Source organism: Paenibacillus soyae (assembly GCF_024623455.1).
Lineage (GTDB): Bacteria > Bacillota > Bacilli > Paenibacillales > Paenibacillaceae > Pristimantibacillus > Pristimantibacillus soyae.
In genome coordinates this window covers 114,460-141,175 of record NZ_JANIPJ010000007.1, presented here as the reverse complement: position 1 = coordinate 141,175, position 26,716 = coordinate 114,460, and the positions used below count along the sequence as shown (strand labels likewise).

The window sequence follows — 26,716 nt, the reverse complement described above, 5'->3', positions numbered from 1 at the left end:
TTTTAAAAATGTTTTATAATGAAAGCTGATTGTATTTTACTTCGGCACAGGAAGCATTTCAAACATTTTCCATTCTATTATAAGGTAATGATTTGCTCCGCAAGAGAGGAGTACCGATGAACGTTCAATTGATGATAAGCAAAATCGAGCAGTTATGCGGCCCGGACCATTACGACCGAGGCGCTCAGCTTGCGCGGGACGGCAAGGTGTCGTTAATCGATAAGGATGGCGATCTGTCGAATGGGATGTTCCGGATGGCCGTTGAGAGCGGCGGACGAAGCTACCAGGTCATCGCCCGGTTCGACCGGGGAGGCAGCATCGTCGCGGAATGTACGTGCCTCGCCTTCTACGCCGACGATCATTATTGCAAGCATGCCGCAGCGGCTCTGATCTGGAGCATGGAGAATGGCGGCGAATCGACTGCGTCCGCTGTCAGGAACGACGCGCGGGGCAAAGTATATCTGAGCAGCGAATCCGATCACAAGGTAGCGGAAGGCTTGCTCCGGCTGTTCCGCGAGCAACCGTCCGGCACACGCTCCGGAGCCCGAATGCTGCGGGACGGCAGAGAGCGGCTCTCCGTCGAATTCGCGGTTCAGCTGCTGCCGATCGGGAACGGCAGGCACCGGTTCGGCATCGAGCTCAAGGCAGGGCCCGACCGCCTGTACGTCGTGCAGAACATTCGCGGCTTTGTGGATTCGATCGCGCGAGGAACCAGTCACTCGTTCACGAAGCTGTTCGCCTACGATCCGAAGCGCCATACGTTCACTCCGGAGGATGACCGCGTCCTGCAATTGCTGGCGCAGCTCATCCGGGAGGAAGAGCAGAACAAGCACGCCTTGTACCGCAGCGGCTATCTTCCGACGTCGGCTTCGCCGAACGACCGCATTCTGCTGATCGTCCCTTACCTGTCGGAGGAGCTGCTACGCGCATTGACCGGCGTGCGCCAGGCGAAGATCGAGCTCTATGAAGGGATTTACCGTAAGCATGCGCAGCCTTCCGCCACGTATACGGGTGTCCGATTAGCCGATGCCGGGGAGAAGCTTCCGCTCCGTTTTGCCCTGGACCGGGACGCGGAGGATGAAGGCTACGTGCTGACGGCCGACGGCATGAGCCGCGTCGTCGTGCTCGACGGATACGGAATGACGTTCTTGGACGGCCGTTTCTATCCGATGGATATGGACGAGCTGGAGCGGCTCGGGCAGATGAAGGGTCTCCTGACCTCCTCTACGCGCGATTCGGAGGACGCCGAACGAATCGCCATCGCGCCGGAGCAGATCGAATTGCTGATGGAACGGGCCATTCCCGGACTCGCGAAGCTTGGGCAGGTGCAAGTATCCGAAGCGATCGCGAACCGGATCGTCTATAAGCCGCTTCAGGCCCGCATGTATTTGGACCGGCTTCGCGGCCGGCTGCTGGCGGGGCTCGAATTCCAATACGGCGACATCGTGATCAATCCGCTGGACCCGTCGGACAAGCCCCGCGGCGCCGACCGGATCCTGATGCGCGAGCCAGAGAAGGAGCAGGACATCCTGGCGCTGATGGAAGACGAGCAGTTCGGACGGACGGAAGGCGGCTACATCATGGAAGGAGACGACGCCGAGTTTCATTTTCTCCACCATGTCGTGCCGCTTCTCGAGAGGCATTTGACGATCTACGCGACGTCCGCGGTCAAATTGCGGGTCGCATCCGATGTGCCTCCTCTGAAGCTTCATATCGCCTGGGAAGAGCGTACGGACTGGCTCCATTTCCAGTTCAAGATGGACGGCATCACGGAGAAGGAGATCAAGGCGATCGTCCGCTCCGTGGAGGAGAAGCGCCAATATTACAAGCTGGCGAGCGGCGCCCTGCTGCCTCTGGATACCGAGGGGTTCCAGGCCCTGCTCCGGGTCATGAACGGCGTCGGCCTTCATCAGCCGCTGCTGTTCGACGACAGCTTCTCCATCCCCGTCCCGATCGGCCGCGCGTTCGCCTTGCTGGACGAACCGCTTGAGAACGGAGCCGTCAAGCTGGGAAGGTCGCTCCGCGAGCTGCTCGACAACCTGCGACATCCCGATCAGCTGGAATTCCCGGTGCCGGAACGGCTCGCGCCCGTTCTGCGCGATTACCAGAAGTACGGCTACCAATGGATGAAGACGCTCGCGCAATACCGGTTCGGCGGCATTCTCGCGGACGAGATGGGTCTCGGCAAAACGGTGCAAAGCATCGCTTATCTTGTGTCGGCGAAGGACGCGATCCGGGAGAGCGGCCAGCCCGCGCTCATCGTCGCGCCGGCCTCTCTCGTGTACAACTGGCGCAACGAGCTGGCGCGGTTCGCGCCCGAGCTGACCGTTATGATCGCGGACGGAAGCAAGCGCGAGCGCGTACTGGCGGTGGGAGCCGGCGAGGAGAGCGCGGATGTCCTCATCACCTCCTACCCGCTCCTGCGGCGGGACCGCGAGCACTATGCAGAGAGGAAGTTCCATACGCTTATCCTCGACGAGGCGCAGGCGTTCAAAAACGATACGACCCAAACCGCCGGCGCGGTGAGGCAGCTGCGGGCGGATTATAAGTTCGCTTTGACCGGCACGCCGATCGAGAACAGGCTCGAGGAGCTGTGGTCGATCTTCCGCGCCGTGTTCCCCGAGCTGCTGCCGGGCAAGAAGGAGTTCGGCGATCTGACGCGGGAATCCGTGGCGAAGCGGTGCCGTCCCTTCCTGCTGCGCCGGCTGAAGTCGGACGTGCTGAAGGAGCTGCCCGAGAAGATCGAAACGACGCATGCCTCGGAGCTGCTGCCGGAGCAGAAGAAGCTTTACGCGGCCTACCTCGCGAAGCTGCGCCAGGATTCCTTGAAGCATCTGGACAGCGACGACTTCGGGCGTGCCCGGATTCGCATTTTGGCGGGCATCACGAGGCTGCGCCAGTTGTGCTGCCACCCCTCGCTGTTCGTTGAAGGCTACCAGGGCAGCTCCGCGAAATTCGAGCAGCTGCTGGAGCTGGTGGAGGAATGCAGAAGTTCGGGCAAGCGGGCCCTTATTTTCTCTCAATTCACCGAGATGCTGGAGCTTATCAAGCGGGAGCTTGCCTATCGCGGCATGACCTTCTTCTATCTGGACGGCAGCACGCCTCCGGCCGAGCGGGTCGAGCTGTGCGGCCGCTTCAACGCGGGCGAGCGGGACTTGTTCCTGCTTTCGCTGAAAGCGGGAGGCACCGGTCTTAATCTGACAGGCGCGGATACTGTCATCCTGTACGATCTGTGGTGGAATCCCGCCGTCGAGCAGCAAGCTGCGGACCGCGCCCACCGGATCGGCCAGAAGAATGTCGTGCAAATTATTCGGCTAGTGGCCGAAGGAACGGTCGAGGACAAAATGTACGAGCTGCAGCAGCGTAAAAAAAGTCTCATCGACGATGTGATCGAGCCCGGCAGCGAAGCGATTTCCTCCCTCACGGAGAACGATATCCGGGAAATCCTTTCGCTTGAGACGCTCTAGGCGTTGTATAATATGGAAAAACAGATGGAGGTCAAAACCTTGAAACCTTACCGCATCGGCGTCGACATCGGAACAACCAGCACGAAAGCCGTACTGTTCGATCTGCAAGGCCGGGCCTTAAGCCGCCATGGCGTTGAATATCCGCTGCTTACGCCCGTTCCCGATTCGGCGGAGCAGGATCCGGAGCATATTTTCCAATCGGTTCTCGTCGCGATCAGAGGCTGCCTGGAGGGAGCCGGCGTATCCGGCGAGGAGGTGGCGTTCGCGGCGTTCAGCGCGGCCATGCACAGCCTGATCGTCGTGGACGGCGGCGGACGGCCTCTTACTCCGTCCATCACGTGGGCAGACAATCGAAGCGCCCCGTACGCCGCGGATATTAAAAATAATCATAACGGTCACGACATCTACAGACGCACGGGCACGCCGATCCATCCGATGTCCCCGCTCGTCAAGCTCGTATGGCTTGGGAAGGAGCGGCCCGAGCTGTTCCAGCCGGAGCATAAGTTCATCTCGATCAAGGAATACGTGTTCCACCGTCTCTTCGGCGAATTTATCGTCGATCACTCCATCGCCTCCGCGACCGGCCTGCTGAACCTGGAGCGTCTCGACTGGGACGAAGAGGCGCTAGCGCTTGCCGGCGTCACGCCCGGACAGCTCTCGACGCTCGTCCGTACAACACACGGCATTCGCGGCATGAAGCCGGAATTCGCCGCCTCTACGGGGTTGCCGGAGGATGTATTGTTTATCGTGGGCGCGAACGACGGCGTGTTGTCCAACCTCGGCGTGAACGCGATCGATCCTGGCGTCGTCGCGGTAACGATCGGAACGAGCGGCGCCATCCGCACCGTCACGGACAAGCCGGCGACCGATCCGAAGGGGCGTATCTTCTGCTACGTCCTTACCGAGAACCATTATGTCATCGGCGGCCCCGTCAATAACGGCGGCATGATCTTCCGCTGGGTGCGGGACGAGCTTGCGAGCTCGGAGGTGGAGACAGCCAAACGGCTAGGCAAGGACCCTTACGAGGTGCTCACCGATATCGCCGCGCTCGTTCCTCCAGGCTCGAGGGGGCTGCTCTTCCATCCTTATCTGGCCGGCGAACGCGCCCCGCTCTGGAATGCGGACGCCCGCGGCTCGTTCTTCGGCCTCGGCATGCATCATAAGAAAGAGCATATGATCCGGGCCGTGCTCGAAGGCGTCATCATGAATCTGTATACCGTCATGCTCGCCCTGCAGGAGCTGATCGGGAAGCCGGCCAGCGTGCAGGCAACCGGCGGCTTCGCCCGATCCGAGCTGTGGCGCCAGATGCTCGCCGACGTCTTCGATCAGGAGGTGACCGTGCCGGAGAGCTTCGAGAGCTCCTGTCTCGGCGCCGTCGTGCTCGGCATGTATGGCCAAGGCGAAATCTCCTCCTTGAGCGAAGTGAAGAAGATGGTTGGCGGCATTCACGCCCATCGGCCGAACCGGGAGGCAACGGAAGCCTACCGCAAGCTGCTGCGTATTTTCATTCGCCTGCCGCGGCTGCTGGAGGACGAATACGAAGCCATCTCCGCCTTCCAGCGGGAGCAGGTGTAGCATTCCGTGAAGCTTGAACGTCTCATATCCATGGTTTACATGCTGCTGAACAACGAAATCTTATCCGCTTCCGAGCTTGCGGACAAATACGGCGTATCCCAGCGCACGATCTATCGGGACATCGAGACGATCTGCGCGGCCGGCATTCCCGTCGTTTCCTATCAGGGGGCGAACGGCGGGTACGGCATTATGGAAGAATATAAAATGGACAGGAGCCTGCTCGGAAGCTACGATGTCGGCTCCCTTGTCACGCTGCTGCAATCGATGTCGTCCGTCTTCCAAGACGAACGCGCATCGGAGACGATCCGCAGGCTGCAGACGATCCAAGGCGGCCAGAAAAGCTCTTCCCTGAACATGGATATCGGAAGCCGGCCGTTCTACCGCAAGTCGCTACAGCTGCTGCGGGATGCGATCAACGAACGTAAAGTGATTCGCTTTCTATACGTCAACGCCAAGAACGAACGATTGGAACGCGAGGTAGAGCCCGTTCAGCTGCTGTACAGATACGACGCCTGGTACCTGTTCGGCTATTGCCGCGAGAGGGAGGATTATCGCGAGTTTCGGCTTTCCCGCATGACCGACCTGAAGGCGCTGGGACTTCATTTCACCGCGAATCACAAGACGCGCGAGGAGCTTCCGCGCCCCGAGGCCATGCCGGATAGGAAGACCATAACGGTTGTGCTTCGCATCTCCGCCTCCTCCTTGGCCCGCGCGCTGGATCAGCTGCACATTGCCGAGAAGCAATTCCATGAGGACGGAAGGGCGACGCTTCGATTCGAAGTCGATGAACGGTCGCTCACGAATTGGCTTCCCGCCATCATTCTTAGTCTCGGCGAGGATGCCGAAGTCTTGGAGCCTCCCGCGCTCCGCGAGCATTTGACTGCCAAGCTGACGAGCATGCTCGCTGTTTATTCGAAGAGATGACGCGCCGCGTCATCTTTTTTTTATGGAAGGAGCGGCAATCCTTGGATCTTGCTGAATATTCGACTCTATTCCCGTATAATAGACAATAGTAGACAACGTATGTCTCATTAAGTCGAAGGGGGATGCGCGAATGACGCTGACCGCTCCCATTATCTCGAATGCGAAAATAACGATACCGCTCCTCCCATCCGGGCTCATCGACCGGCCGCGCTTGCACCGGGCTTTGGAGTCCTCCCTGCACAACCGCGTGACGCCTCTATGCGCTCCGGCCGGCTATGGCAAAACCGTATCGCTCGCCATGTGGGCCCAGCAGGCGGGCCATCCTTGCGGATGGTTCGCGATCGATGCGATGGACAACGACGAAATTCGCTTCTGGCGATACGCGGCCCGCGCGGCCGGCAAGCTTCTGGACGCCGAAGCGGAGGAACGCATCGCGCAGCTATCCGGCGCGATGCCCACGATCTCCATCCTTACGTTTCTGGACGCGCTGCTGAACGAGCTCGCCGGTTTGAAGCGGCATGCGGCCCTGATCTTCGACGACTTCCATCATATCGCGAACGAGCGTATTCACGAGCATGTCGCCTACTTCGTCGATTACATGCCGGAGCAGCTTCATCTTGTGCTTGCCAGCCGAATGGCGCTTCCGTTCTCGGCCCGGAAACGTACGGGGCCCCAGCTCCCGTCGGACTCTTTCGCGTACGAGCTTTCGTTCACGCTGGAGGAAACGTCTTGCTACATAAGGGAGCTGACTTCCCTGAAGCTCTCGAACGAACAAATCGCCCGCTTGCAGCATCGAACGGAGGGCTGGATTACCGGCCTGCAGCTCGCGGCGGCTTCCCTCCGTTCGGGGAGCGCGTTCGACGATCTGATCGCCAGCTTCAAGGGAGACCATCGCGCAATCGCCGATTATTTGTTCCACGAAGTGGTCGAGCAGCTCCCGGGAGAGCTGCGGGAATTTCTGCTGGCCACGGCCGTTCTGGCGCGAATGGACGCGGAGCTGTGCGACGCCTTAACGCAGAACGAAGGCAGCGCCCTGCTCCTGGAATCGCTGCATCGTTCCAATCTGTTCCTGGTTGCTATCGACGATCAGAACGGCTGGTTCCGTTACCATCCGTTGTTCGCCGAATATATATCGGACCGGCTAAAGAAAAGCAGCTTGCAGCAATGGAAAGCAATGCACGCGAGGGCTAGCGAGGCCATGGCTTCCCGCGGGTTCGTCACGGAAGCGATCGAGCATGCCATATCGGCCGAGGAATACGCGCAGCTGGAGCGCCTGCTGCAGCTCCAAATTCCCGAATCGATGAAGAACGGCGAAATTTCTTCCTTGCTCCGGTGGTTCGACAGCTTCCCCGATTGCCGCGAGGTCGCGCCCGAGCTGCTCTTGTTCCATGCGTTCGTGCTCGTGCTTACCGGCCGGCTTGATCGCGCCGAAGCGATGCTGAAGAAGCTGGAGCGCATCCATTCGGACATGGAACGGGACAAGACGGCCGAGACGCGATGCAGCGAGCTGCAAAGCGGCATCCTGTTTGTTCGCTCCAATCTTGTTTTCGCTTCCGGCAACGTCGAGGGATGGTTCGCTTTCTCGGAAGGCATTCTCCACCGTCTGGCCCCGGAGAACTCCGCCTTCTATACGTTTAACTATAATATTAGCGAGCCTCATGTTCGGAGGACGGCCATGGGGATGAACGGCGTACTTTCCAAGGAAACCGAGAGAATGGCCATGCTCTTCACCAGCGTTCTCGATTCTCATGGCTGGGAAGAAGCGCTGATCAACTTATACGTGAAGCTGTCGCTGGCCGAAGGCTATTACGAATGGAACCGGCTCGACGACTGCAGGAAGCTGCTTCGCGGCATCGAAAGCGCGGTGTTCAAGCGCGGACTGCCGGGGCTGCTCATCCCCCACCGCTTGGCGGAAGCCCGCGTGCATCTCGCTCTTGGCAAACCCCAGCTTGCCGAGCAAGCGCTCGAGGAAGCCTGGGAAATCGCGAATGCCGAGCCTATGAGCGTCTGGCGCGAGGGGCTGCTGGCGTTCCAGCTCAAGCTTCGCCTGCAGGGCGGGAAGCTGAGCTTGGCCAAGCAGGCCGCGGAGGAGCTTGGACTGAGCGCGGCGGACAAGCCTACGTTCAACAAGGAATACCGGTACTTGGCTTATGTCCGGCTCCTCGGCAAGCTTCGCAAGGAGCATGACGCGATTCGGATTCTCGAACGCCTCCGCCCCCAAACCGAACGGGAGGGTCTCCTGTCCAGTCTAGCGGAAAACAGCATGCTGCAGGCGATGTTCCTGTACCAATTGGGACACTTGGACGAAGCGTTCCCGCTCCTGCATGAAGCGCTGGCGATCGGCGAGGCGAACGATTATGTCCGCACATTCGTGGATGAGGGAGCTCCCATGAAGGAAATGCTCGAGCGGTTCCGCCAATCCGGCGGTTCGGGCGGCGGGCAGAAAACGATTGCGGAGGCGTACCTGGATAAGCTGCTCGGCGCGTTCCCCGCGCCGAAGAAACCGCGCAAGTCGCCGGCTGCCCAGCTCGCCGAGCCTCTAACCCGTGTCGAGCAGGAGCTGGTTCGCATGCTGCAGTTAGGCGCGAGCAACAAACAAATCGCGGAGGAGCTTAATCTGTCGGAGGGAACGGTCAAAGTGTATTTGTCCAATCTGTACGGCAAGCTCGGCGTCTCCTCGCGGACACAGGCTTTGCTCGCCGCTCAGAAGCTAGGCCTTATCTCGGCCACGTAATCCGTTGCAGCTAGCAGGCCAACAAAAAACACGCCGTGTCAGGCGTGTTTTTTGTTGGCCTCTAGATGCTGACGTTGTTGCGTTCCCCTATGATCTGCCCTGTTCTCGCATCGGAACCGGGGGCATGAGCAGCCTCGACAATTCATCATAGCCCCTTACCACATGATGTGGCTGGTGCTCCGACTCGGCAGCTGCCCCGCGAGGATTGAACCAAACGACCGACCATCCCGCGCCAAGCGCCCCGACCACATCATTGCGCCAGGAATCCCCGATATACAGGGAGTCCTCGGGGGATGTTCCCGTCTTCTCGTTCACGAGCTGGAACAACCGGGGATCCGGCTTGTCCCAGCCGGCCTCGCCGGATATAAACAGCCTCTCCTCCGGCAGAAGCCGATGAAGGTCCATCGCTTCGATCTTCTTGCGCTGATGCTCCCCGGCGCCGTTAGTAATAAGGCCGACGACATGCCCTTCCTCTTGGAGACGCGTTAGAAGCTCCCTCGCTCCGGGGAACATCTCGATACGGAATTGACAGTCCAGGTAGGCCGATTGCACGAGCCCGGCCTCTTCATCGGTTAACGGGATGCCGAATTCCGCTAACGTCAGCTTGAACCGCTCGCGCCGCATCCACTCCACCTGCTCTCCCGTCCCCATCGTTCCGGCTCCGCCCATCTTCAGCGACAGCATATCGCTATGATACCTGAGCCGCTGATAGCCCTCCTCGAACGGGAATTTATCCTGCTCGCCTACCCAGTTCCACACCGCTTGCCGGAACGGAGTCAAGTGATCGTACAACGTATCGTCCACGTCGAAGAAGATGGCTTTGGAATTCATGTCGGTATGGCTCATTATTCGTTCCCTCGCTTGTTTAAGGTGCTGTAAGTCATATTAGTGAGAAAAGACTGTTGTTACTATGCCTATTATATCTTTTGAAGGGATATATGGACAAAAAAATACCGGCTTCACGAAGCAGTGCTTCCGGAGGCCGGTTTCTATCGTACCCTCAAACTTTCTGAATTCGATCCAGTAATAAGCCTTCTGAACCTTCGTTCTCGCCTCTAACGAATCTCGTCATATACTGACTGACATATTTTCCATAATTGATACCGCGAAGGTTCCTCAGTAATTCATCCACATAATACACGCCGTTCGGAACCTTATCTAACATCAGAGAACAGACGCCCGCGTACACGCCGCAAGCAACCTGCATATAAGTCGCGTTCGTCCCGAATTCCAGATACGTGGTCTGGCTGTCCATCACATTATACATATACCGTTCTTTGTCTTTGTACACCAGGAGCACTCCGACTAAGTCCTCGCCCACAAGCTGCGCTTCGGCCGGATCGAACACCTTGAAATTCAAATCCCATAAATCATCCTTCCTGTGAATATGGTCACGGATCATTTTTGTCGTATGATCATTGACCTTATAGATGAATCCCAGTTCCATGTCATAAAGCTTGCCCATTGTAAGAACCTCTTCATGAGGCACTAAGCATCCGGAAAACTGAATATCCCCAAGCGTGACTTTGAACTCTTGCGAGTAAACGGGGGAATACAGATGAAGAGGCATGTGTTGCTTGACGAACACTGGATAATTATCAATAGCTTCATCCAAGTAACATTCGGGTGACCAGGAGGAATACAAGGTATCCGGGCGGATTATCGATTTTTCTTGATAAAAGGTGCTGTCCTTCTCAACGATGTAACAAGCCAAAGGCTTCTCATTCGGGTAAGCTTCCATCATCTCATGAGCCATCCATTGAACAACGCCGGGGTTCATGCCGGAGCAAACGATTCCTTTCATATTGGTAAAATTGTTTTTTGCTACTTCGAATCTCAGGTAACGTTCCATTAGCGTAAAGCCTTCAAGATCCTCATTCTCATCGACTTCCACGATTTCCAGAGCCGAATTCACGTAGGTTATTCCCAGTTCGTTGCAAATAACAAGCATGTCCACCGTATCCGCCCATGAAAGGTCGATGATCAACGCTGTTCGTGTGTCCGATACATGCTTGCGAACCGCTCCCAAATCCTTAAGATCCAATGTATACAGGGTACTCCGCTCAAGCAAATGGGGACAAATCCGCTCATAGTAATCGATACTTTTCTGGTTAAGATCGATAAGGTGCAGCTTGCATGAATTTAACCTAGGATAGAGAGGATCGTCAGGCTCCGTTATGCTTTTGTTCAATAAAGAAAGCACGGATCTAGCTACCCCGCCGGCGCTTCCAAAAATCGAGATATTCCATTCACCGTTCTTCAATCTACCAACTCCTTCCCCTTCTTAATAATTCATTCTATGAAAAGGTCGATAGATTGCGACGGCGCTTGTCCAAGAAGATTCATACAACATTTATAAACTCCGCTAGTCCATCCCGCTTCCGTCTATTTTAATAGTTTCGAGCCGTTTTTTAAGCCTATCTAAATGATTGGCTAGTTCCTTTCATAAGGTTGTCACATATTGATATTAGACAGATAGACTTGAATGACAATTGTAGTGGAACATTCCAGCAACCGCCCCATAAGTCTATCGATTTCTATACTTGAAAGGAGAGTTTATTATGTCGTCTGTGGATTTACGAGTGGAAACATTAGTCGGTAAGGGGGTTAAGATCAACCGAGGCGGGCCAGATATGGTCGACGGAACCCTATTGGCGGTAAAAAAAGACTACCTGGCGGTCCTTAGTAAAGGCGAGGTTGTTTATGTCAATGAAGCGCACGTGAAGAGCGTTACGGATACGGGACGTCCAGGCGATCCTGTTGGAACTATGACCCCCTCTTACAAAAGCACTTTCCTGAAATTGTTGAAGTCGCTTCGCCATGAACGGGTGCAGATCAATCGCGGAGGTCCCGAAAAAATCGAAGGCGTTCTTGCAGATGTCAATGACGATGTACTAATCATGACCATGAAACATGACGAGATCGTCCGTATTCCCTTATTTCATGTCAAATCCGTATCTGTCCAGCAAAATAGCGGCAAAGACGAAAAGAATGACAGCGGAAGCAAAAACGATAATAAGGGCGGCAGTGGCAACGGTGGCGGCAACCGGAGCGGCAACCGTACTGGCAACCGTAGAGGCAACCGCACTGGCAACCGTAGCGGCAACGGCGGCGGCAACGGCGGCGGCAATGGCGGCGGCAACGGCGGCGGCAACGGCGGCGGCAATGGCGGCGGCAACGGCGGCGGCAACGGCGGCGGCAACGGCGGCGGCAACGGCGGCGGCAACGGCGGCGGCAACGGCGGCGGCAACGCAGGCGGCAACGGCGGCGGCAACGGCGGCGGCAACGGCGGCGGCAACGGCGGCGGCAACGGCGGCGGCAACAACGGCGGCAACAACGGCGGCAACAACGGCGGCGGCAACGCAGGCGGCAACGGCGGCGGCAACGGCGGCGGCAACGGCGGCAACAACGGCGGCGGCAACCAAGCTGCTGGCAACCAAGCTGCAGACAACCAGGCTGCTGGCAACCAAGCTGCAGACAACCAGGCTGCTGGCAATCAAAGCAGAAACCAAACAAGAAGAAACTCGCGCCGGCGTCGTACTGGATCCAACAATCGCCGCAAAAACAATAAACGCAAACCAGGTTGCAAACCAGTCAAAAAGAATAAACGCAAAGTAGTCAAAAAAACGGCACCGAAGCCAGCACCTAAACCAGGTCCTAAGCCTGGGCCGAAACATGGACCGAAACATGGACCCAAGCATGGACCTAAACATGGACCACTCCTTTTGAAGAAGCCCTAGATGATAAAATGAATGGAAATATTGCTCAAGACGAGGGGGGGGACAAACTGATGTTAGCATTCGCAACGATTATATTGACTGGCCTGCCTCTAGCCTGGATCGTGCTTCCGAAGAGGTCTACGGCTTCCGAAGAAGCAGTCCTCCAGCTTTCTACCGGAAATCTCCCCCTAGGAGGTGAATCCCAGTAGGATGCAAGATTACCAACTGTGGGTAACTTTTGGGGTATTTATCGCAACCGTCATATTTTTAATGTGGCGTCCTCGGGGAATTAACGAAGCCATACCAACCTCTGTGGGCGCCTTGGTTTTAATCTTGGTAGGGGTAAGCACCTACTCGAATATCGTTAACATTTTCGGGATCGTTTCAGGTGCTGCGGTTACCATACTCTCTACGATCGTCATGTCCATTATTTTGGATAGTATCGGATTTTTCCGTTGGATTGCCTATAACATCATTGAAAGGGCCAACGGATCCGGAACAAGATTGTATTGGCTGACTAATCTTCTATGTTTCCTTATGACCATTTTTTTCAACAACGACGGGAGCATATTAATTACGACTCCGATCATCATAACCATTTGCACCATGCTGCGTTTCAAAAAAAATCAAATGCTTCCCTATTTACTATCCGGTGCCTTGATCGCCACCGCTTCAAGCGCGCCGATCGGCATAAGCAACTTAGCGAATCTCATCGCTCTGAACATGGTAGGTCTTAGCTTAAACGATTATACGATCCTGATGTTCGTCCCTTCCATGATTGGCATTTTCAGCATTGCTTTACTGCTTTACCTTTATTTCCGCAAAGATATTCCGAAGGCCCTTCAGCCCCATACTCCTCCGTTCAAGTTGACTTTATCCGTTTATCACCCGCTTCAAACGCCTCCAGAATATAACAAAGACGTGGATTGGTGGCTATTCCGGGTTTGCATCAGCATCATCGTCTTGATTCGCGCCGGATTCTTCTTGGCTGAATTCGTAGGTATTCCCTTGGAGGTCGTGGCCGTAGCGGGCGTCATCCTCTTGTTAGGCGTTAGATATTATCGAACGCGGCAAGGCTTGCGAGATGTCGTCACGCAGACGCCATGGCATATCCTCCTGTTTGCTTTCAGTATCTATGTTATTGTTGATAGCTTGCACCGGGCTGGCTTTACCGAATTTATTATCGATATTTTGAAGCCCATTGCGCAATGGGGAGATGCCAGTCTCATCTTCTCGTCGGGGTTGCTGCTTACCCTTCTGTCCAATTTAGTTAACAATCTCCCATCCGTTATGATTGGAACCTTTGCGGTGACGGATCTAGGGCTTAACGAGCACCAGCTTCACCTGGCGTATCTTGCCAATATAATCGGAAGCGACATCGGTGCGCTGCTGACCCCTATTGGGACTCTTGCTACGCTTATTTGGATGTTTATATTAAAAAGCCATCATATTCGTATTACTTGGATGCAGTATTTGAAGGTAACGATAGTCGTCATCCCGATAGGCCTCGTTATCAGCTTGATGGCTCTATATTTCTGGACTTCGCTCATTGGTTAAGTATTAATAGTAATCCCTTCTCAAAGGAAGGAGGAAAACCATGCAAATATTGAAATCTTGGCTAGGAACACACGTGGAACTGATGCTCTCCGGCTGTATTGAGCTTCAGGGGGAAATCATTGATGTCGGGAACGATATTCTCGTCTTGTATGATAACAATCGTTATGCCTATATTCCGATTCACCATCTTCAATTTTTGAAGGCCGCGCAAAAGGATAACGAGGAACAAATGAAGCCTCCCGCCCCTTCATTCGAACATGAAAATATATCCTATCGTAAAATTCTAATGAATGCCAGAGGCTTATTTAGTGAAATATCGGTCGGTGATAAAACGCTGCATGGATATGTAACTAGCATAATGAACGATTATTTGACGTTTTACTCGCCATTGCAGCGCACGGTATACGTGTCGGTGAACCATATTAAATATATTGTTCCTTATCACTCAAACGTCACGCCATTCTCCCTCGGGCTGGAGAATTTCCCGATACAGCCTGCCTCGATGCCATTATCCCGAACACTGGACCAACAGTTGAGAAAACTGGAAAAGCAAATTGTTATTTTGAATCTGGATGGAAAGCCTCATCGAGCCGGACTTCTAAAAAGAGTAGAACATAACCTTATTGAACTTGTTCAAGCAGAGGGTTCGACGATCGTTGTGCATACTGATCATATTAAAACCATTCACTCCATTCAGGCTTAATGCATGTTCCATCCAAATAATGGGCAGGGTCCTATAGTCTATAACCTTCTCTTGGCTCCCCATCAATAGGACGGGTTTATCGTAATACGTCTTATTGATGGGGCTCTATTCTGAAGATATGAATTTGTACGTTTAAGCAGTCATGCCGAGATACATAGCATTTGAAGAAGACAATCCTTGTACGGCGCGAGGCGTCGACGCCTGAAACCATCCCATGGCGTGAACGTCATTCCGCCACCTGCCCTGTTCGTAAAGAAGGGAAACCAGTACCTGTACCTGACCTTCTTGCAGTGCGCGAACGGCCGTACGCAGTTTATCTTCCTCAACAAATTCGACTGCCAACATACCTTCGTTACGACCAAGCTCTTGCCTTACTTCTCCCATCGCTTGACGGGCGCGATGCAGAGCGGCTTTGACCGCTCCTTCCGTCGTTCCTAAACCGACCGCCGTCTCGGCTATGGAGTAGCCGAGCGCTTCCCTAAGAACGAACACTGTCCGCTGCAAAGGAGAAAGATGCTTGATAAGCGCGCGGAAAACTTCCTCCATCTCAAGGGCGTCCTCCTTGTCCTCACGGTCGATGAACAGTAAACCCTCAAGCAATTCCTTGTAAGCCGCCTTGCGGCGGCAAACGTCGATCCAGGCATTCTTCGCGATGCGAAGCAGATATGCCTCCGGGTTAACATGCCCGCGTCCCCGCAGCCGCTCCAGCGCCTTCGTCCATGCGGTTTGCGACAAGTCCTGCGCCTCCCAGCTCGATCCCGTAAGCGCCAGGCAATATCGCTGCAAAGCCGCCTGCATGGCCTCCCAATCCAGTTCGCTGCCTCTAGCCGATTGCTGCGTCTTCATTCTCGCCGCCTCCTTGCATGCGGGTACACCCCGCTCTTTTATCCTGTAAACGAATGAACCTCTTCAAAAGATACGCAGTTATTTGTTTTTTATTTTATGCCGGGCGGCCGTATCTTTCAACCGCGGCCAATCGTATACGTTGCGATTGCCAATACAACCAAACCGGAGGTAGATCCCATGAACAGGAACATTCCCATTCCTTACGTCGTGGAGCAAACGAACCGCGGGGAGCGCTCGTACGATATTTATTCGAGGCTGCTCAAGGACCGCATTGTCTTCGTCGGTACGGCCATCGACGACGCGGTTGCCAACAGCGTGATTGCCCAGCTTCTGTTCCTGGCGGCGGAGGATCCGGACAAGGACATTCATATGTATATCAACAGCCCAGGCGGCTCCGTCACGGCCGGTCTTGCGATCTACGACACCATGCAGTACGTCAAGCCGCAGATTCAGACGATCTGCACCGGCTTCGCCGCGTCGTTCGGAGCGATACTGCTGCTCGCGGGTGAGAAAGGCAAGCGGTTCGCCCTGCCCAACAGCGAAATTATGATCCACCAGCCCCATGGCGGGGCGCAAGGACAAGCGAGCGATATCGCCATCAGCGCGAAACGTATTCTGCGGAACCGCGAGAGGCTCAATCAGATCACGTCCGATAGAACCGGTCAACCTCTAGAGAAGGTGGAACGGGATATGGACCGCGACTTCTTCATGTCCGCCGAAGAGGCGCTTGCATACGGGATCATCGACAAAGTAATCACAACACAATAACACCAATGCCTCATGGGCCATGGACAATCACCCTCGGTCAAAAGTACAAGCGTCTGAGCCGACTAAGCATAAGATGTAGTACTTCTCATGAAAGAGGTGATCACATGGCAAAAAACAAGCTATTGTTCAGCACGCCTGAGGGCGGTTACGTGATTAGGCCCGGCCAATCCCGAATCATTACGCGCGAGCGATTACTGGAAGAGCTGGCAGCAGAGAGAGTGGCAGCGGAGAGAATATTGGCGGAAGAGGGCGTGCAAGATGTAATTGAAGACGTGGTTGAAACGCAAGGCCGAAGCTATCCTCGTGGAGCCATCGACGTGCGCGAATACGAATCGATCCGGGTATACGCCTTCAACCGCACCACTTCCGTCACGAGCGTTGCCGTATCGCTCTTGGCTTCAAACAACGATGAGAGCCGGCCGGTCGGACGCTTAGAAAGAGTTACTCTAGCTCCGGGACAGGCGTACACGAACAGCTACGTCGTACCTGGGCGATACTTGGATATTCGGCTCGTTGCAGCCCGCGGAGCTGCCGGTACGGATCGGGTCGATGTAACGGTTTACGGACATAAATAATAAAACCGAGCAAACCGAATCAGAAGACTGCCAACCGCCATTGAGCGATGCTGGCCGTCTTCTTTTTTTGCATCAAGGACGAATACTGCGCGATATCAGGAAGCATCCTATCGAAGTGTGGCTATCCTTGGATAACGCCCGCTAGCTCGATGAGGAAAGGTGCTGACGGAATTGAAACAAGTGAAAGAACTGATGTCCACGAATTGCAAAACGGTTACTTTACAAGATAATGTGTACGAGGTTGCGGTTATTATGGCTCAAAACGACGTTGGCTTCGTGCCTGTCGTCGATTCCAACGATTCCGGCAAGCTCATTGGCGCCATCACGGACCGCGACCTGGTCGTACGCGGCTACGCTAAGAAACAACCGGGCTCCTGCGCGGTCAGCGAAGTGATGAGCGAAGCTCTTGTGACGGTGTCCTCAACGACGGATGCCGAGGAAGCGGCGGATATTATGGCTGCCCATCAAATCCGCAGGCTGCCGGTAGTCGACAACGGCCGACTCGTCGGCGTTATTTCGCTTGGCGACCTCGCGCTGGGCAATACGACGGGCAGAGACGCCGGACAGGCGCTTAGCCAAATCTCCGAGCACGAGCATCAGAACACCGTTCACTAACGCTATGCCTGCACGCGCAGGCGCCAAAAAAGAAACCCGTCGAGGCATTAGCGGTCGACGGGTTTCTATTGTTAAACCATCACCTTGCAAATATCGTTTGTAAACTCAACCGGATCCTGAATCGTCAAGCCTTCGATCAATAGAGCCTGATTGTAGAGCAGCTGCGTATACAGGTTGAATTTCTCCTTATCGCCGGCATACGCTCTCTTCAGCGATTGGAACACGTCGTGTCCGACGTTGATCTCGAGCACTTTATCCGCTTTGACGTCGCCGCTGTCCGGCATCGCCTTCAGGATCCTCTCCATCTCGATCGAAAGCTCGCCTTCCGCGCTTAAGCACACCGGATGGCTCTTCAGACGCTTGGAAGCTTTGACCGATTTCACTTTGCCGGCCAGAAGCTCCTGCATCGCGTCGAACAACGGCTTGTTGTCGTTCTCTTCCGCCTCCGAAGCTTTTTCTTCTTCGTTCGCCTCGATGCCAAGATCGCCGCTCGAAACGGATTTGAACTCCTTCTCCTTGTAGTTCATGATCATCTTGATCGCGAACTCGTCGATATCGTCCGTGAAGTACAGGATTTCGTAGCCCTTATCCAGCACGAGCTCGATTTGCGGAAGCTTCTCGATCCGCTCGATCGACTCGCCGGACGCGTAGTAGATGTACTTCTGATCTTCCGGCATGCGGGAGATGTATTCATCCAGGCTGACGAGCTTCTTCTCTTTGGAGGAGGTGAACAGCAGCAGATCCTGTAGATCGCCCTTGTTCATGCCGTAGTCGTTGTAAACGCCGAACTTCAGCTGGCGGCCGAACGCTTTGTAGAACTTCTCGTAATTGTCGCGCTCGTCCTTCAGCATGCCCTGCAGCATGCCTTTAATTTTGTTCTTGATGTTCTTCGCGATCAGCTTCAGCTGACGGTCATGCTGCAGCAGCTCGCGCGAAATGTTCAGGGATAAATCCTCGGAATCGACCATGCCTTTGACGAAGCTGTAATAGTCCGGCAGCAGGTCCGCGCATTTCTCCATAATTAGGACGCCGTTGGAGTAGAGCTCCAGGCCTTTGGCATATTCCTTCGTGTAATAATCGAACGGCGCATTCTCCGGGATATACAGAATCGCATTGTAAACGACAGCCCCGTCTGCGCTAACGTGCAGATGCTTGAGCGGCTTATCGAAGCCGTAGCGCTTCTCGCTGTAGAACGCGGTGTAATCTTCCTCTGTCAGCTCGTTCTTGTTGCGGCGCCAGATCGGAACCATGCTGTTGATCGTCTGTTCTTCGACGACTTCCTCCAGCTCTTCGCTGCCTTCCTTCGGCTTCTGGCTCGTCATATCCATCTTGATCGGATAACGGATGAAATCCGAATACTTCTTAATGATCGCTCTCAAGCGGTAAGGCTCGAGATATTCGTCGTACTGCTCGTCCTCCGTATTCTCCTTGATCTTCATGACGATTTCGGTGCCGACGCCGTCCTTCTCCGCCGGCGTAATCGTGTATCCGTCAGCGCCCGCGGAAATCCAGCGATAGGCTTTGTCGCTGCCCAGCGCCTTGCTCGTTACGATCAATTCGTCCGCGACCATAAACGCGGAATAGAAGCCGACGCCGAATTGTCCGATAATGTTATGCCCGTCCTTCGCTTCGTTCTCTTTCTTGAAGGCCAGCGAGCCGCTCTTCGCGATGACGCCGAGATTGTTCTCCAGCTCTTCCTCGGTCATACCGATTCCCGTATCCGTGATCGTAAGCGTCCGGTTTGTTTTGTCCGCCGTTATTTTAATGAAATAATCCTCTTTGTTGAACACCAATTGATCGTCCGTAAGCGCTTTATAGTAAATCTTATCGATCGCGTCGCTCGCATTCGAGATGAGCTCCCTCAGGAATATTTCCTTCTGGGTATAGATAGAGTTGATCATCATCTCCAGCAACCGTTTGGATTCCGCTTGAAATTGCTTCTTAGCCATGAACAGGCTCTCCCCTCTACTTGAAAGTTGTTCGTGTTCTCATGATGTTAGCACTCCTTGCGACTGAGTGCTAACCCTTCTCTTTATATACCATACCTGCAAAATTCATGTCAACCTCCGGCAAAATGAAAAGCCTTGCCGCCAGCGTTCGGATACGCTGTGCGGCAAGGCTTGCGGCAATAATGGATAAGGGCATTAAACCGTAATGTTCCGATCCTCGAACACTTTCATCACGACGAACAAGGCGCTGATCGCTTTCGGAAACCCTGCGTACGGCAAAGTGTTCATTATAGCTTCGATAATCTCGTTAGGCGTCAAACCGGAGTTGAGCGCAACATTCACATGGAAGTCTAGCTGCCCGGCCGCGCCTTGGGTAATAAGTGACGACAGCGTAACGAGCGAGCGCTGCTTCATATCCAGACCTGGACGGGAATATATCGAGCCGTAAGGAAATTCGACGATCAATTTGGCAAAATCGGGGCTGAACTTGGCAACCTTGTTCACGGTCTGCTCCACGATCTCGGGATCGACCATCTTGCCGAGCATCTCCATGCCTTTAGCATACGCATTCGAATCCATCTTCTAACCCTTCCCTCTTCTTCGATTAGTCCATGCTAAGAAGCCGCGTTAAGATCGGCGGAATCTCACCCGGATCGACCATGACCTCGATCACCGTCGCGACATTGGATGCCAATGCCTCGGTCACGCCGTCCACGATGTCGGCCGTGCTCCAGCAGCGCTTGGCCTTCGCCCCCATAGACGCGCCGAATGCGCTTGCGTCCAGCGGTTGCTCGTACACCGCGCCGACCGAACGTCCGGTGTTATAGGACATGCCTTTGTCCACCATATCCAGTCGTCCGTTATTCAGGACGAAGAAGATAACCGGGGCTCCGTGGTTGACCGCCGTCGAGATCTCCGTTCCGTGCATGAGCAAGCATCCATCCCCCGTGATGCACGCCACTGCGCGATCCGGGCGGGCGATCTTGGCGCCGATGGAGTAACCGATCGCAGCCCCCATTGCGATAAACACCTCGTCGAAGAAGAAGGTTCCCGGCTCGGGGAGATCCAGGTGTTGAACGGCGTAGAACGAGTGGCTGCCCGCGTCGCCGAACAACAACGCATCGTCCGGAAGCGCCGCGCGAAGCGCCTTGAACGCTTCTCCCGCCTTCAACAGCTTGTCCTTATTATCGCTTGGCTCAAAGGATTTATTCGGAAGAAGAGCGTATTCCGATTCGCGCCTCTTCGCTCCCGCCGATTCGATAAGCCGGCTAAGGTTGGATTTCAGGTCGCCGAGCACGATTTCCGTCGGAACCGCAACGGTCTTGCCGGCAAACGTAATCTCGTGCTCGAATTGCAGCATTTCCTTCGGCATCATCTTCTCGGTGAAGCCGGATAAGGACATGTCGCACAGCTTGCTGCCGATGACGACCATCAGATCAGGTCCGGACTGCATGTAATCCATCGCGTGCTTGGAGCCTCCAAGGCCGTATCCGCCCAAGTACAGAGGATGGTTTGTTGAGATGGCGGCCTTCCCGCCGGGCGCCGTCACAACCGGTATGCGCCAATGCTCCGCGATCGTGCGGATTTCTTCGAAGGCTTCCGCCATGATCGCGCCTTTGCCCAGGAACAACACGGGACGTTCCGCGTTATTCAGCATGCTCACCGCACGGTCAAGATCACGGGCTACCACCTTGGACGCGTAGGTCGGAAGCGGAAGGTGGAACTCTTCGACTTCTTCCATCAGCACGTCGAAAGGAATACAGAGATGGACGGGGCCTCTCTCGCCCAAATAGGCTTTCTCTATCGCATGTCTCAAATAAAGCGGAAGCAAATCGCCTCTCTCGATACGGGCGCTGAACAAGGTCACCGGCTCGAACATCTTGACGAGGTCCGCGCCGAATTGACTGGAATCCTGGCTTAGCGCGCGTCCGGTATCCGCCATGGACGGTTGTCCGGTTATAAACAATACGGGGAGCTGGAACTCTCTCGCCGCTCCCGCAGCCGTAATCAGGTTCGTGCCTCCCGGGCCGGAGGTTCCGATCGCGACGCCGATTCCTTTGCTGCCCAGCGCGAATCCCGAAGCCTCATAGCCGGATCCCGTCTCGTGACGTCCAAGCACATATTGGATTTCCTGTTGCTCGAGCTCAAGCATGAGAGGAGAAATCGATTTGCCGGGAATTCCGAATACATGCGAAACTCCCCAGCTTTTCAAATGATCTACGATAATGGAATAAACCTTCTTTTTCATCATTGTCTCCTTGAAAAAAATAGATTGCCTACTGGCTCAGTAACAACTGCTCGATCTGCTCGGCAGGCAGCGGCTTATAGTAATAGTAGCCCTGCACCTCGCGGCATTTCAGCCGCTTCAAGTAATTGAGCTGTTCCTCCGTCTCTACGCCTTCCGCGATAACGTCGATTCCCAAGTTGTAAGCCATGGCGATAATGGTAGAGACAATATCGGCGTCGATCGAATCCGTCATAATATCCCGGATAAAGGACTGATCGATCTTAAGCCGGTCGATAGAGAACAGTTTCATATAATACAGATTGCTGTAGCCCGTGCCGAAGTCGTCAATGCAGATTGGGATGCCGAGCTTCTTGAATTCGCCCAGCACCTCGACGGCGAAGTTGACGTCCATCGTCATCGATTCGGTAATTTCGAGCTCCAAATATTTGGGGTCGTGACCGGTCTCCCGCAAAATGTTATGAACCGTCTCTACCAAATTACGTTTGAGGAACTGCCGCGTCGATAAGTTGACGGAAATCTTCATCGGCGGAATGCCCTTCGCGATCCATTCCACGTTCTGCTTGCAGGCGGTTCTTAGCACCCACTCCCCGATAGGCACGATAAGACCCGTCTCTTCCGCGATCGGAATGAATTTGCCCGGAGGGATCAGCCCCAGCGTAGGGTGATTCCAACGGATGAGCGCCTCCGTACCTATAATTCTGCCCGTCTCCACGTCGATCTGAGGCTGATAATGAAGGAGAAACTCGTTGTTTTGCAGCGCCTTCCGAATCGAGCTCTCGAGCGTGAGCTGCTCGATTCCAATGCTGCTCTTCGCCGCTCTGAAGATGGAATAGTTGTTCTTGCCGGTATCCTTCGCCTGATACATCGCGATATCGGCATGCTTCATTAACGTTTCGGCATCTCTTCCGTCCTGAGGGTAATACGCGATGCCGATACTGGCCGTTATATAGAACTCGTATTCATCCAGCACGAACGGCATATCGAAGGCCCGGATGATCTCCTCGGCGACTTCGATCGCTTCGGTCTGACTCTTGATTTCCTTCAGCAATATCGTGAATTCGTCGCCGCCCATGCGCGAAACGACATGCTTGGAGGAATGGACGCATAATGTAAGACGTTCGGCCACCAACTTTAGTAGCAGATCTCCGTTGTTGTGTCCTAAATTGTCGTTAATTTTTTTGAAGCTGTCGAGATCCAGGAATAATAGGGCGAAAGGCTGTTGATCTCCGCCCGAACCGTCAAGGAGCATGTCCAGATGGCGGGCGAAATAGCGCCGGTTCGGAAGCCCCGTCAGGTCGTCGTGATAGGCGAGATGATTGATTCTCTTCTCGACCTTCGACCGTTCCGTAATGTCCCGGAACTGAGCGAATGCTCCCATGATGCTCTTATTCTCGTCGAGAATCGGGAACGCGTCGAACAAGCATACGAGCTTCTCGCCGTGATTGCCCTGCTTGATGCTGAGCTCCATATCCTCATAGACGATGCCCTTGTGCAGCACTTCGCTAATATACTGACTGACCTTCAGCTCGGCGATCGATTTGTGCAGGACGTCCTGGCGCTTCAAATCCGTGATGTACTCCGCGAACTGGTTGTATTCCGTTATATTGCCGTCCTTGTCCGTAATAATGATTCCGTTCCGGGTCGTCTCGATCACGACCTGGTTCAGAATATGCAGTCTCCGATTCTGCTTTTTGAGCAGCAGCTCCCTCTCGATCGAGTCGACCACGGTGCAAAGCATCGCCAGCAGGAACGGATTATGCTGATCGATGGACGTCATGATCGTGATCGTGCCGAGCAGATTGCTCACGTCCGTATACTGGAACGGCACGGAATAACACGCGCTATGCTCAAGGAAATGGAAGTAGTGGTCCCGTCCAATCAGCTGGAACGGTTCCCTATGATCGAGCGCCAGGTTGATGCTGTTGGTTCCGGCTTCAACTTCGTCGTAGACGAGACCCACTTTAATGCCCGACTGACTTATGATGTTCTTGATCGCTTCATCGCCGGCCATCTCCAGAACGCAGCCTTTCTCGTCCGTGATAAGGATGAGCAAAGGAAGACCCTTCATCAGTTCCAGCATCTTATGGATAAAGAAATTGATAACCGATAAAATTTCTTCGTATTCCTCGCGCTTATCCGAAAGCTGCACATCGCTGTAGAATTGCGTGAACGTTGGAACGTCCTCGGGCCTTATTCCCCGCTGGGCGCATCTTTCCTTCGACTGATGGATCCAAACCTGGTTATTCATCGTGCTCCTCATTTCTACTTGTCGATCTCTATGAGTATGACGTGTCCCGCATGCAGCAAACGCTGCCGCTCGAGTATTCAAAAATCGCCATCACCTGATGCAGTACTGAAAATGATCATATTATATCTAGTCTACTCTAGCGCGGAATATCCTTCAACAAAAAAATGCCATTTTTCGATGATATTTGACGTGTATCATTTTACCAAGTGATGAATTGGATAAAATCCCCTGTCCTGCCTTACATTCGGTACATCTATATACCTTCGATTGTCATAACACTGTGCATGAAGAATATGGTACCATGGGAATATCGACACCATGCTACATATATCGACATTCATTCGATAAAAAAATAGTCTTTGGAGCTTGATACATATGGAAACTCGGTTAACGATGTACATCACGCTTGTGGTCACTTCCGGCGTGATGAGCGCATTCCTATGCATGTACGCCATTTATAAAAGAAAAGACGTGCCCGACGCCCGCAATCTTATTCTGCTGACGGCGCTGCAGTCCATCTATATCTTCGGCTTCGCGTTCGAGCTTGCCAGCGACAGCTTGGCGGAAATCAAACGCTGGATTATCGTCGAGTATCTGGGGATCGCGTTCGCGCCCGTCGTTGGGCTGATGCTCGTCCTTCGTTACATGGGCAAGGCCGTTCCGCGGCCCTGGGCATTGGCGATGTACGCCATACCGCTCACTACAATCGCGCTGGTCTCGACTAACGACGTCCACGGATTATTTTATAAAGATATCTATTTAAGGGAAAATACACCTTCTCCAATGGCTGACATCGTGGTGGGAGAGTGGTACATCGTGCACGGCGCATATACGTTCGGCTGTCTGCTCGCCGGCGGCATTCTGTTAATCCTGCAATGGAAGAAAACGAACAAAGCCTACCGAAAGCAGCTCTTCACGCTAATCTGCGGCCAGTTCATTCCGATGACCGCTTCGTTCCTTTATCTGATGGGTATTACGCCCGACGGCATGGATGTCGTCCCGTTCGTGCTCTGCATCACGTCCGCTATGTACTTGTGGGCCTTATTGTCGACCCAAATGCTGCGAATCTCCCCCATCGCGAAGGAAAGCTTATTCGAAAGCATGCGCGAAGGCGTTCTCGTGCTGGATTTGTCCGAGAGGCTGATCGATTACAATCCCGCGGCAGGGAGAATGCTGCCCGAGCTGGGCGCTCCGCTCGTCGGTCTGACGCTTGATTCCGTATGGAAGCGCATGGCCGGAACGGAATTCCCGATCGAGAGGGGACTGGGCGGCATTAACGGCCACCTGCGGTGGACATCCGGAGGGAAAACATCCGAATACGAGGTGCGTTCCTCGCTCATCAAGAAACGCGCGGGGGATACGTTCGGCAGTCTGCTTATGCTCATCGACTTTACGGAGCAGCGCATGCTGCAAGAACAGCTGAAGCGGCAGGCCTATTACGATTCCTTGACCGGAGCGCTGAACCGCGCCCGGTTCGTCATGCAGGCAAGAGCGCTCCTCCAGGAAAAAGCACCGAGCCGAATGCCCGTCTCCCTCATTCTGTTCGATATCGACCATTTCAAACGGTTCAACGATACGTACGGTCATGAAACCGGCGACGCCGTGCTCGTCCATGTCGCCGCCGTCTGCCGTGAAGTCATCGAGGAAGGGCATCTGTTCGCAAGGTATGGCGGAGAAGAATTCGTCATCGCGATGCCGGATGCGACGCTTGAGGAGGCGTGCGAATTCGCCGGCCGGCTGCGAGACGCGCTCGCGGAGGAGCCGCTCCTATCGAAGGCCGGGAGCTTGAGTGTCACCGCCAGCTTCGGCGTAACAGCCTCTCGCGACGGCGCGGACAGTCTGGACGAGCTCTTGCGCCAGGCCGACGAAGGGCTGTACGAAGCGAAGCGGCGCGGACGCGACCAAGTCGTGGCTTATAATAAGAAAGAACTGCCCGCGCAGCATGCATAAGCTGCTCGGGCAGTTCTTATTTTCTAATTGAAATCGAATTTGATTAATGAGCGTATCTGGCAATAATTTGGTCTAGAACCGACGCTACGTGCTGAGGCCCGCGCTGTACGTCGTCCCCGGAGATGGTTACCCGGACGAACGATTCGTCCATGTCCATCGCCTCGGCGAACATGCCGAACAGGCTTGTCGCCTTGCGGTCGATCTGAAGCAGCAGCTCGAGGCTTGCGCCGTGATTGCGCAGGAATACCAGCTCCAGCTCGTCGAGACGGCCGCGATATGGACCGGAGTAAGGAATGAATTCGAACTCCTGCACGAACGGCGAGTAGGAGCCGCCGAGTCTTGGCGCGTATACAGTCTCGGCTGTCTTCATGCGGAAGCCGATCGCTTCGATCGCTTGCAGCACGGTGTTCTGAGCGTAAGTCGGCATAACCTCGATACGGTCGTTATCCGTCGGGTCCATCGCGGAGCGGATATCGGCGGTCGTCTTGATCCATACCGGCGTTCTGCCGATCGAAAGCGGCGTATTCGTCGCCAGCTGGAAAGCGAAGCCGATTTCTTTGCGCTCGTTCGGAAGCACGTCGAGAGGCGGCGATACCCGGACTCTGCCCAGCTCCACGTTCTCCTGCACCTTGGAATCGTTCACTTCTTTGATGTAGTACGTCATGACGGATAGATCGATGCCTTCGATTCGTTGGTTAACGGCTCCGCCTTGAATTCGGACGACTCCGCGGATTTCCTCGCCGGGATAATAGTTCGTTTTCTCGAGCAGCGTGTCTACCTTCGCGGCTCCGATGCCCACACTAGCCATCATACGGTTAAAAAATGACATCTCATTCTC

At 54.5% G+C, this 26,716-nt stretch carries 19 protein-coding genes; 11 read left to right on the top strand and 8 right to left on the bottom strand.

Annotated features, from left to right (window positions below):
- Window positions 1-116 precede the first annotated feature (116 nt).
- The 4 genes from NQZ67_RS11840 (at window position 117) to NQZ67_RS11825 (ending at window position 8,700) form a co-directional block, all read left to right on the top strand.
- Window positions 117-3,467, top strand: a complete 3,351-nt coding sequence (locus NQZ67_RS11840) for a DEAD/DEAH box helicase (protein WP_257445682.1) — start codon at window positions 117-119, stop codon at window positions 3,465-3,467.
- Between the two features lie 12 nt (window positions 3,468-3,479).
- Entirely contained in the window at window positions 3,480-5,042 is a 1,563-nt protein-coding gene (gene gntK / locus NQZ67_RS11835) for a gluconokinase (RefSeq protein ID WP_257445681.1), read from the top strand.
- A 6-nt stretch (window positions 5,043-5,048) separates the two neighbouring features.
- On the top strand, window positions 5,049-5,966 hold the full coding sequence (locus NQZ67_RS11830) for a helix-turn-helix transcriptional regulator (RefSeq protein WP_257445680.1): 918 nt from the start codon (window positions 5,049-5,051) through the stop codon (window positions 5,964-5,966).
- 130 nt (window positions 5,967-6,096) lie between these two features.
- Window positions 6,097-8,700 (top strand): winged helix-turn-helix domain-containing protein, encoded by a 2,604-nt coding sequence (locus NQZ67_RS11825; RefSeq protein WP_257445679.1) that lies wholly within the window; start codon window positions 6,097-6,099, stop codon window positions 8,698-8,700.
- 87 nt (window positions 8,701-8,787) lie between these two features.
- Here the strand turns inward: NQZ67_RS11825 and NQZ67_RS11820 are convergent, their stop codons facing one another.
- A complete protein-coding gene (locus NQZ67_RS11820) occupies window positions 8,788-9,546 on the bottom strand; it encodes an HAD family hydrolase (protein ID WP_257445678.1) in 759 nt (252 codons plus the stop codon).
- 154 nt (window positions 9,547-9,700) lie between these two features.
- Window positions 9,701-10,963, bottom strand: a complete 1,263-nt coding sequence (locus NQZ67_RS11815; protein WP_257445676.1) for an S-adenosylmethionine decarboxylase related protein — start codon at window positions 10,961-10,963, stop codon at window positions 9,701-9,703.
- A 298-nt stretch (window positions 10,964-11,261) separates the two neighbouring features.
- Here NQZ67_RS11815 and NQZ67_RS11810 point away from each other — a divergent pair, with 298 nt between their 5' ends.
- From NQZ67_RS11810 to NQZ67_RS11800, 3 genes are all read left to right on the top strand, one after another.
- A complete protein-coding gene (locus tag NQZ67_RS11810; RefSeq protein ID WP_257445674.1) occupies window positions 11,262-12,440 on the top strand; it encodes a hypothetical protein in 1,179 nt (392 codons plus the stop codon).
- A gap of 189 nt (window positions 12,441-12,629) precedes the next feature.
- Window positions 12,630-13,976: an arsenic transporter gene (locus NQZ67_RS11805; protein WP_257445672.1), complete on the top strand. Its 1,347-nt coding sequence runs from the start codon at window positions 12,630-12,632 to the stop codon at window positions 13,974-13,976.
- 40 nt (window positions 13,977-14,016) lie between these two features.
- Window positions 14,017-14,679, top strand: a complete 663-nt coding sequence (locus NQZ67_RS11800; RefSeq protein ID WP_257445670.1) for a YwrJ family protein — start codon at window positions 14,017-14,019, stop codon at window positions 14,677-14,679.
- 132 nt (window positions 14,680-14,811) lie between these two features.
- On the opposite strand, the gene NQZ67_RS11795 is transcribed toward NQZ67_RS11800, so the two are convergent.
- Window positions 14,812-15,525 (bottom strand): RNA polymerase sigma factor, encoded by a 714-nt coding sequence (locus NQZ67_RS11795; RefSeq protein WP_257445668.1) that lies wholly within the window; start codon window positions 15,523-15,525, stop codon window positions 14,812-14,814.
- A gap of 177 nt (window positions 15,526-15,702) precedes the next feature.
- On the opposite strand from NQZ67_RS11795, the gene clpP reads away from it, so the two are divergent.
- The 3 genes from clpP (at window position 15,703) to NQZ67_RS11780 (ending at window position 17,483) form a co-directional block, all read left to right on the top strand.
- Complete coding sequence (gene clpP / locus NQZ67_RS11790) at window positions 15,703-16,293, top strand: ATP-dependent Clp endopeptidase proteolytic subunit ClpP (protein WP_257445666.1); 591 nt, start codon at window positions 15,703-15,705, stop codon at window positions 16,291-16,293.
- A 104-nt stretch (window positions 16,294-16,397) separates the two neighbouring features.
- A complete protein-coding gene (locus NQZ67_RS11785) occupies window positions 16,398-16,868 on the top strand; it encodes a hypothetical protein (protein WP_257445664.1) in 471 nt (156 codons plus the stop codon).
- Between the two features lie 171 nt (window positions 16,869-17,039).
- Window positions 17,040-17,483 (top strand): CBS domain-containing protein, encoded by a 444-nt coding sequence (locus NQZ67_RS11780; RefSeq protein ID WP_257445662.1) that lies wholly within the window; start codon window positions 17,040-17,042, stop codon window positions 17,481-17,483.
- 71 nt (window positions 17,484-17,554) lie between these two features.
- On the opposite strand, the gene htpG is transcribed toward NQZ67_RS11780, so the two are convergent.
- From htpG to NQZ67_RS11760, 4 genes are all read right to left on the bottom strand, one after another.
- Window positions 17,555-19,432, bottom strand: a complete 1,878-nt coding sequence (gene htpG / locus NQZ67_RS11775; protein ID WP_257445660.1) for a molecular chaperone HtpG — start codon at window positions 19,430-19,432, stop codon at window positions 17,555-17,557.
- Window positions 19,433-19,627: 195 nt separating this feature from the next.
- Entirely contained in the window at window positions 19,628-20,011 is a 384-nt protein-coding gene (locus NQZ67_RS11770; RefSeq protein WP_257445658.1) for a carboxymuconolactone decarboxylase family protein, read from the bottom strand.
- 25 nt (window positions 20,012-20,036) lie between these two features.
- A complete protein-coding gene (locus NQZ67_RS11765) occupies window positions 20,037-21,680 on the bottom strand; it encodes a thiamine pyrophosphate-binding protein (RefSeq protein ID WP_257445656.1) in 1,644 nt (547 codons plus the stop codon).
- Window positions 21,681-21,708: 28 nt separating this feature from the next.
- The gene (locus tag NQZ67_RS11760; protein WP_257445654.1) at window positions 21,709-23,928 is read right to left on the bottom strand and encodes a putative bifunctional diguanylate cyclase/phosphodiesterase; all 2,220 of its coding nucleotides are present in this window, start codon (window positions 23,926-23,928) and stop codon (window positions 21,709-21,711) included.
- Window positions 23,929-24,303: 375 nt separating this feature from the next.
- Here NQZ67_RS11760 and NQZ67_RS11755 point away from each other — a divergent pair, with 375 nt between their 5' ends.
- A complete protein-coding gene (locus NQZ67_RS11755) occupies window positions 24,304-25,878 on the top strand; it encodes a histidine kinase N-terminal 7TM domain-containing diguanylate cyclase (RefSeq protein ID WP_257445652.1) in 1,575 nt (524 codons plus the stop codon).
- Between the two features lie 43 nt (window positions 25,879-25,921).
- Here NQZ67_RS11755 and NQZ67_RS11750 read toward each other — a convergent pair whose 3' ends face one another.
- Entirely contained in the window at window positions 25,922-26,707 is a 786-nt protein-coding gene (locus NQZ67_RS11750; RefSeq protein ID WP_257445651.1) for a sporulation protein, read from the bottom strand.
- Window positions 26,708-26,716 lie beyond the last annotated feature (9 nt).

Excerpts from the sequence above, each read along its gene's own strand:
- NQZ67_RS11840 (WP_257445682.1), top strand. The coding sequence starts at position 117 with ATGAACGTTCAATTGATGATAAGCAAAATCGAGCAGTTATGCGGCCCG.
- gntK (WP_257445681.1), top strand. The coding sequence starts at position 3,480 with ATGGAAAAACAGATGGAGGTCAAAACCTTGAAACCTTACCGCATCGGC.
- NQZ67_RS11825 (WP_257445679.1), top strand. The coding sequence starts at position 6,097 with ATGACGCTGACCGCTCCCATTATCTCGAATGCGAAAATAACGATACCG.
- NQZ67_RS11820 (WP_257445678.1), bottom strand. The coding sequence starts at position 9,546 with ATGAGCCATACCGACATGAATTCCAAAGCCATCTTCTTCGACGTGGAC.
- NQZ67_RS11810 (WP_257445674.1), top strand. The coding sequence starts at position 11,262 with ATGTCGTCTGTGGATTTACGAGTGGAAACATTAGTCGGTAAGGGGGTT.
- NQZ67_RS11805 (WP_257445672.1), top strand. The coding sequence starts at position 12,630 with ATGCAAGATTACCAACTGTGGGTAACTTTTGGGGTATTTATCGCAACC.
- NQZ67_RS11800 (WP_257445670.1), top strand. The coding sequence starts at position 14,017 with ATGCAAATATTGAAATCTTGGCTAGGAACACACGTGGAACTGATGCTC.
- NQZ67_RS11795 (WP_257445668.1), bottom strand. The coding sequence starts at position 15,525 with ATGAAGACGCAGCAATCGGCTAGAGGCAGCGAACTGGATTGGGAGGCC.
- clpP (WP_257445666.1), top strand. The coding sequence starts at position 15,703 with ATGAACAGGAACATTCCCATTCCTTACGTCGTGGAGCAAACGAACCGC.
- NQZ67_RS11785 (WP_257445664.1), top strand. The coding sequence starts at position 16,398 with ATGGCAAAAAACAAGCTATTGTTCAGCACGCCTGAGGGCGGTTACGTG.
- htpG (WP_257445660.1), bottom strand. The coding sequence starts at position 19,432 with ATGGCTAAGAAGCAATTTCAAGCGGAATCCAAACGGTTGCTGGAGATG.
- NQZ67_RS11770 (WP_257445658.1), bottom strand. The coding sequence starts at position 20,011 with ATGGATTCGAATGCGTATGCTAAAGGCATGGAGATGCTCGGCAAGATG.
- NQZ67_RS11765 (WP_257445656.1), bottom strand. The coding sequence starts at position 21,680 with ATGAAAAAGAAGGTTTATTCCATTATCGTAGATCATTTGAAAAGCTGG.
- NQZ67_RS11760 (WP_257445654.1), bottom strand. The coding sequence starts at position 23,928 with ATGAATAACCAGGTTTGGATCCATCAGTCGAAGGAAAGATGCGCCCAG.
- NQZ67_RS11755 (WP_257445652.1), top strand. The coding sequence starts at position 24,304 with ATGGAAACTCGGTTAACGATGTACATCACGCTTGTGGTCACTTCCGGC.
- NQZ67_RS11750 (WP_257445651.1), bottom strand. The coding sequence starts at position 26,707 with ATGTCATTTTTTAACCGTATGATGGCTAGTGTGGGCATCGGAGCCGCG.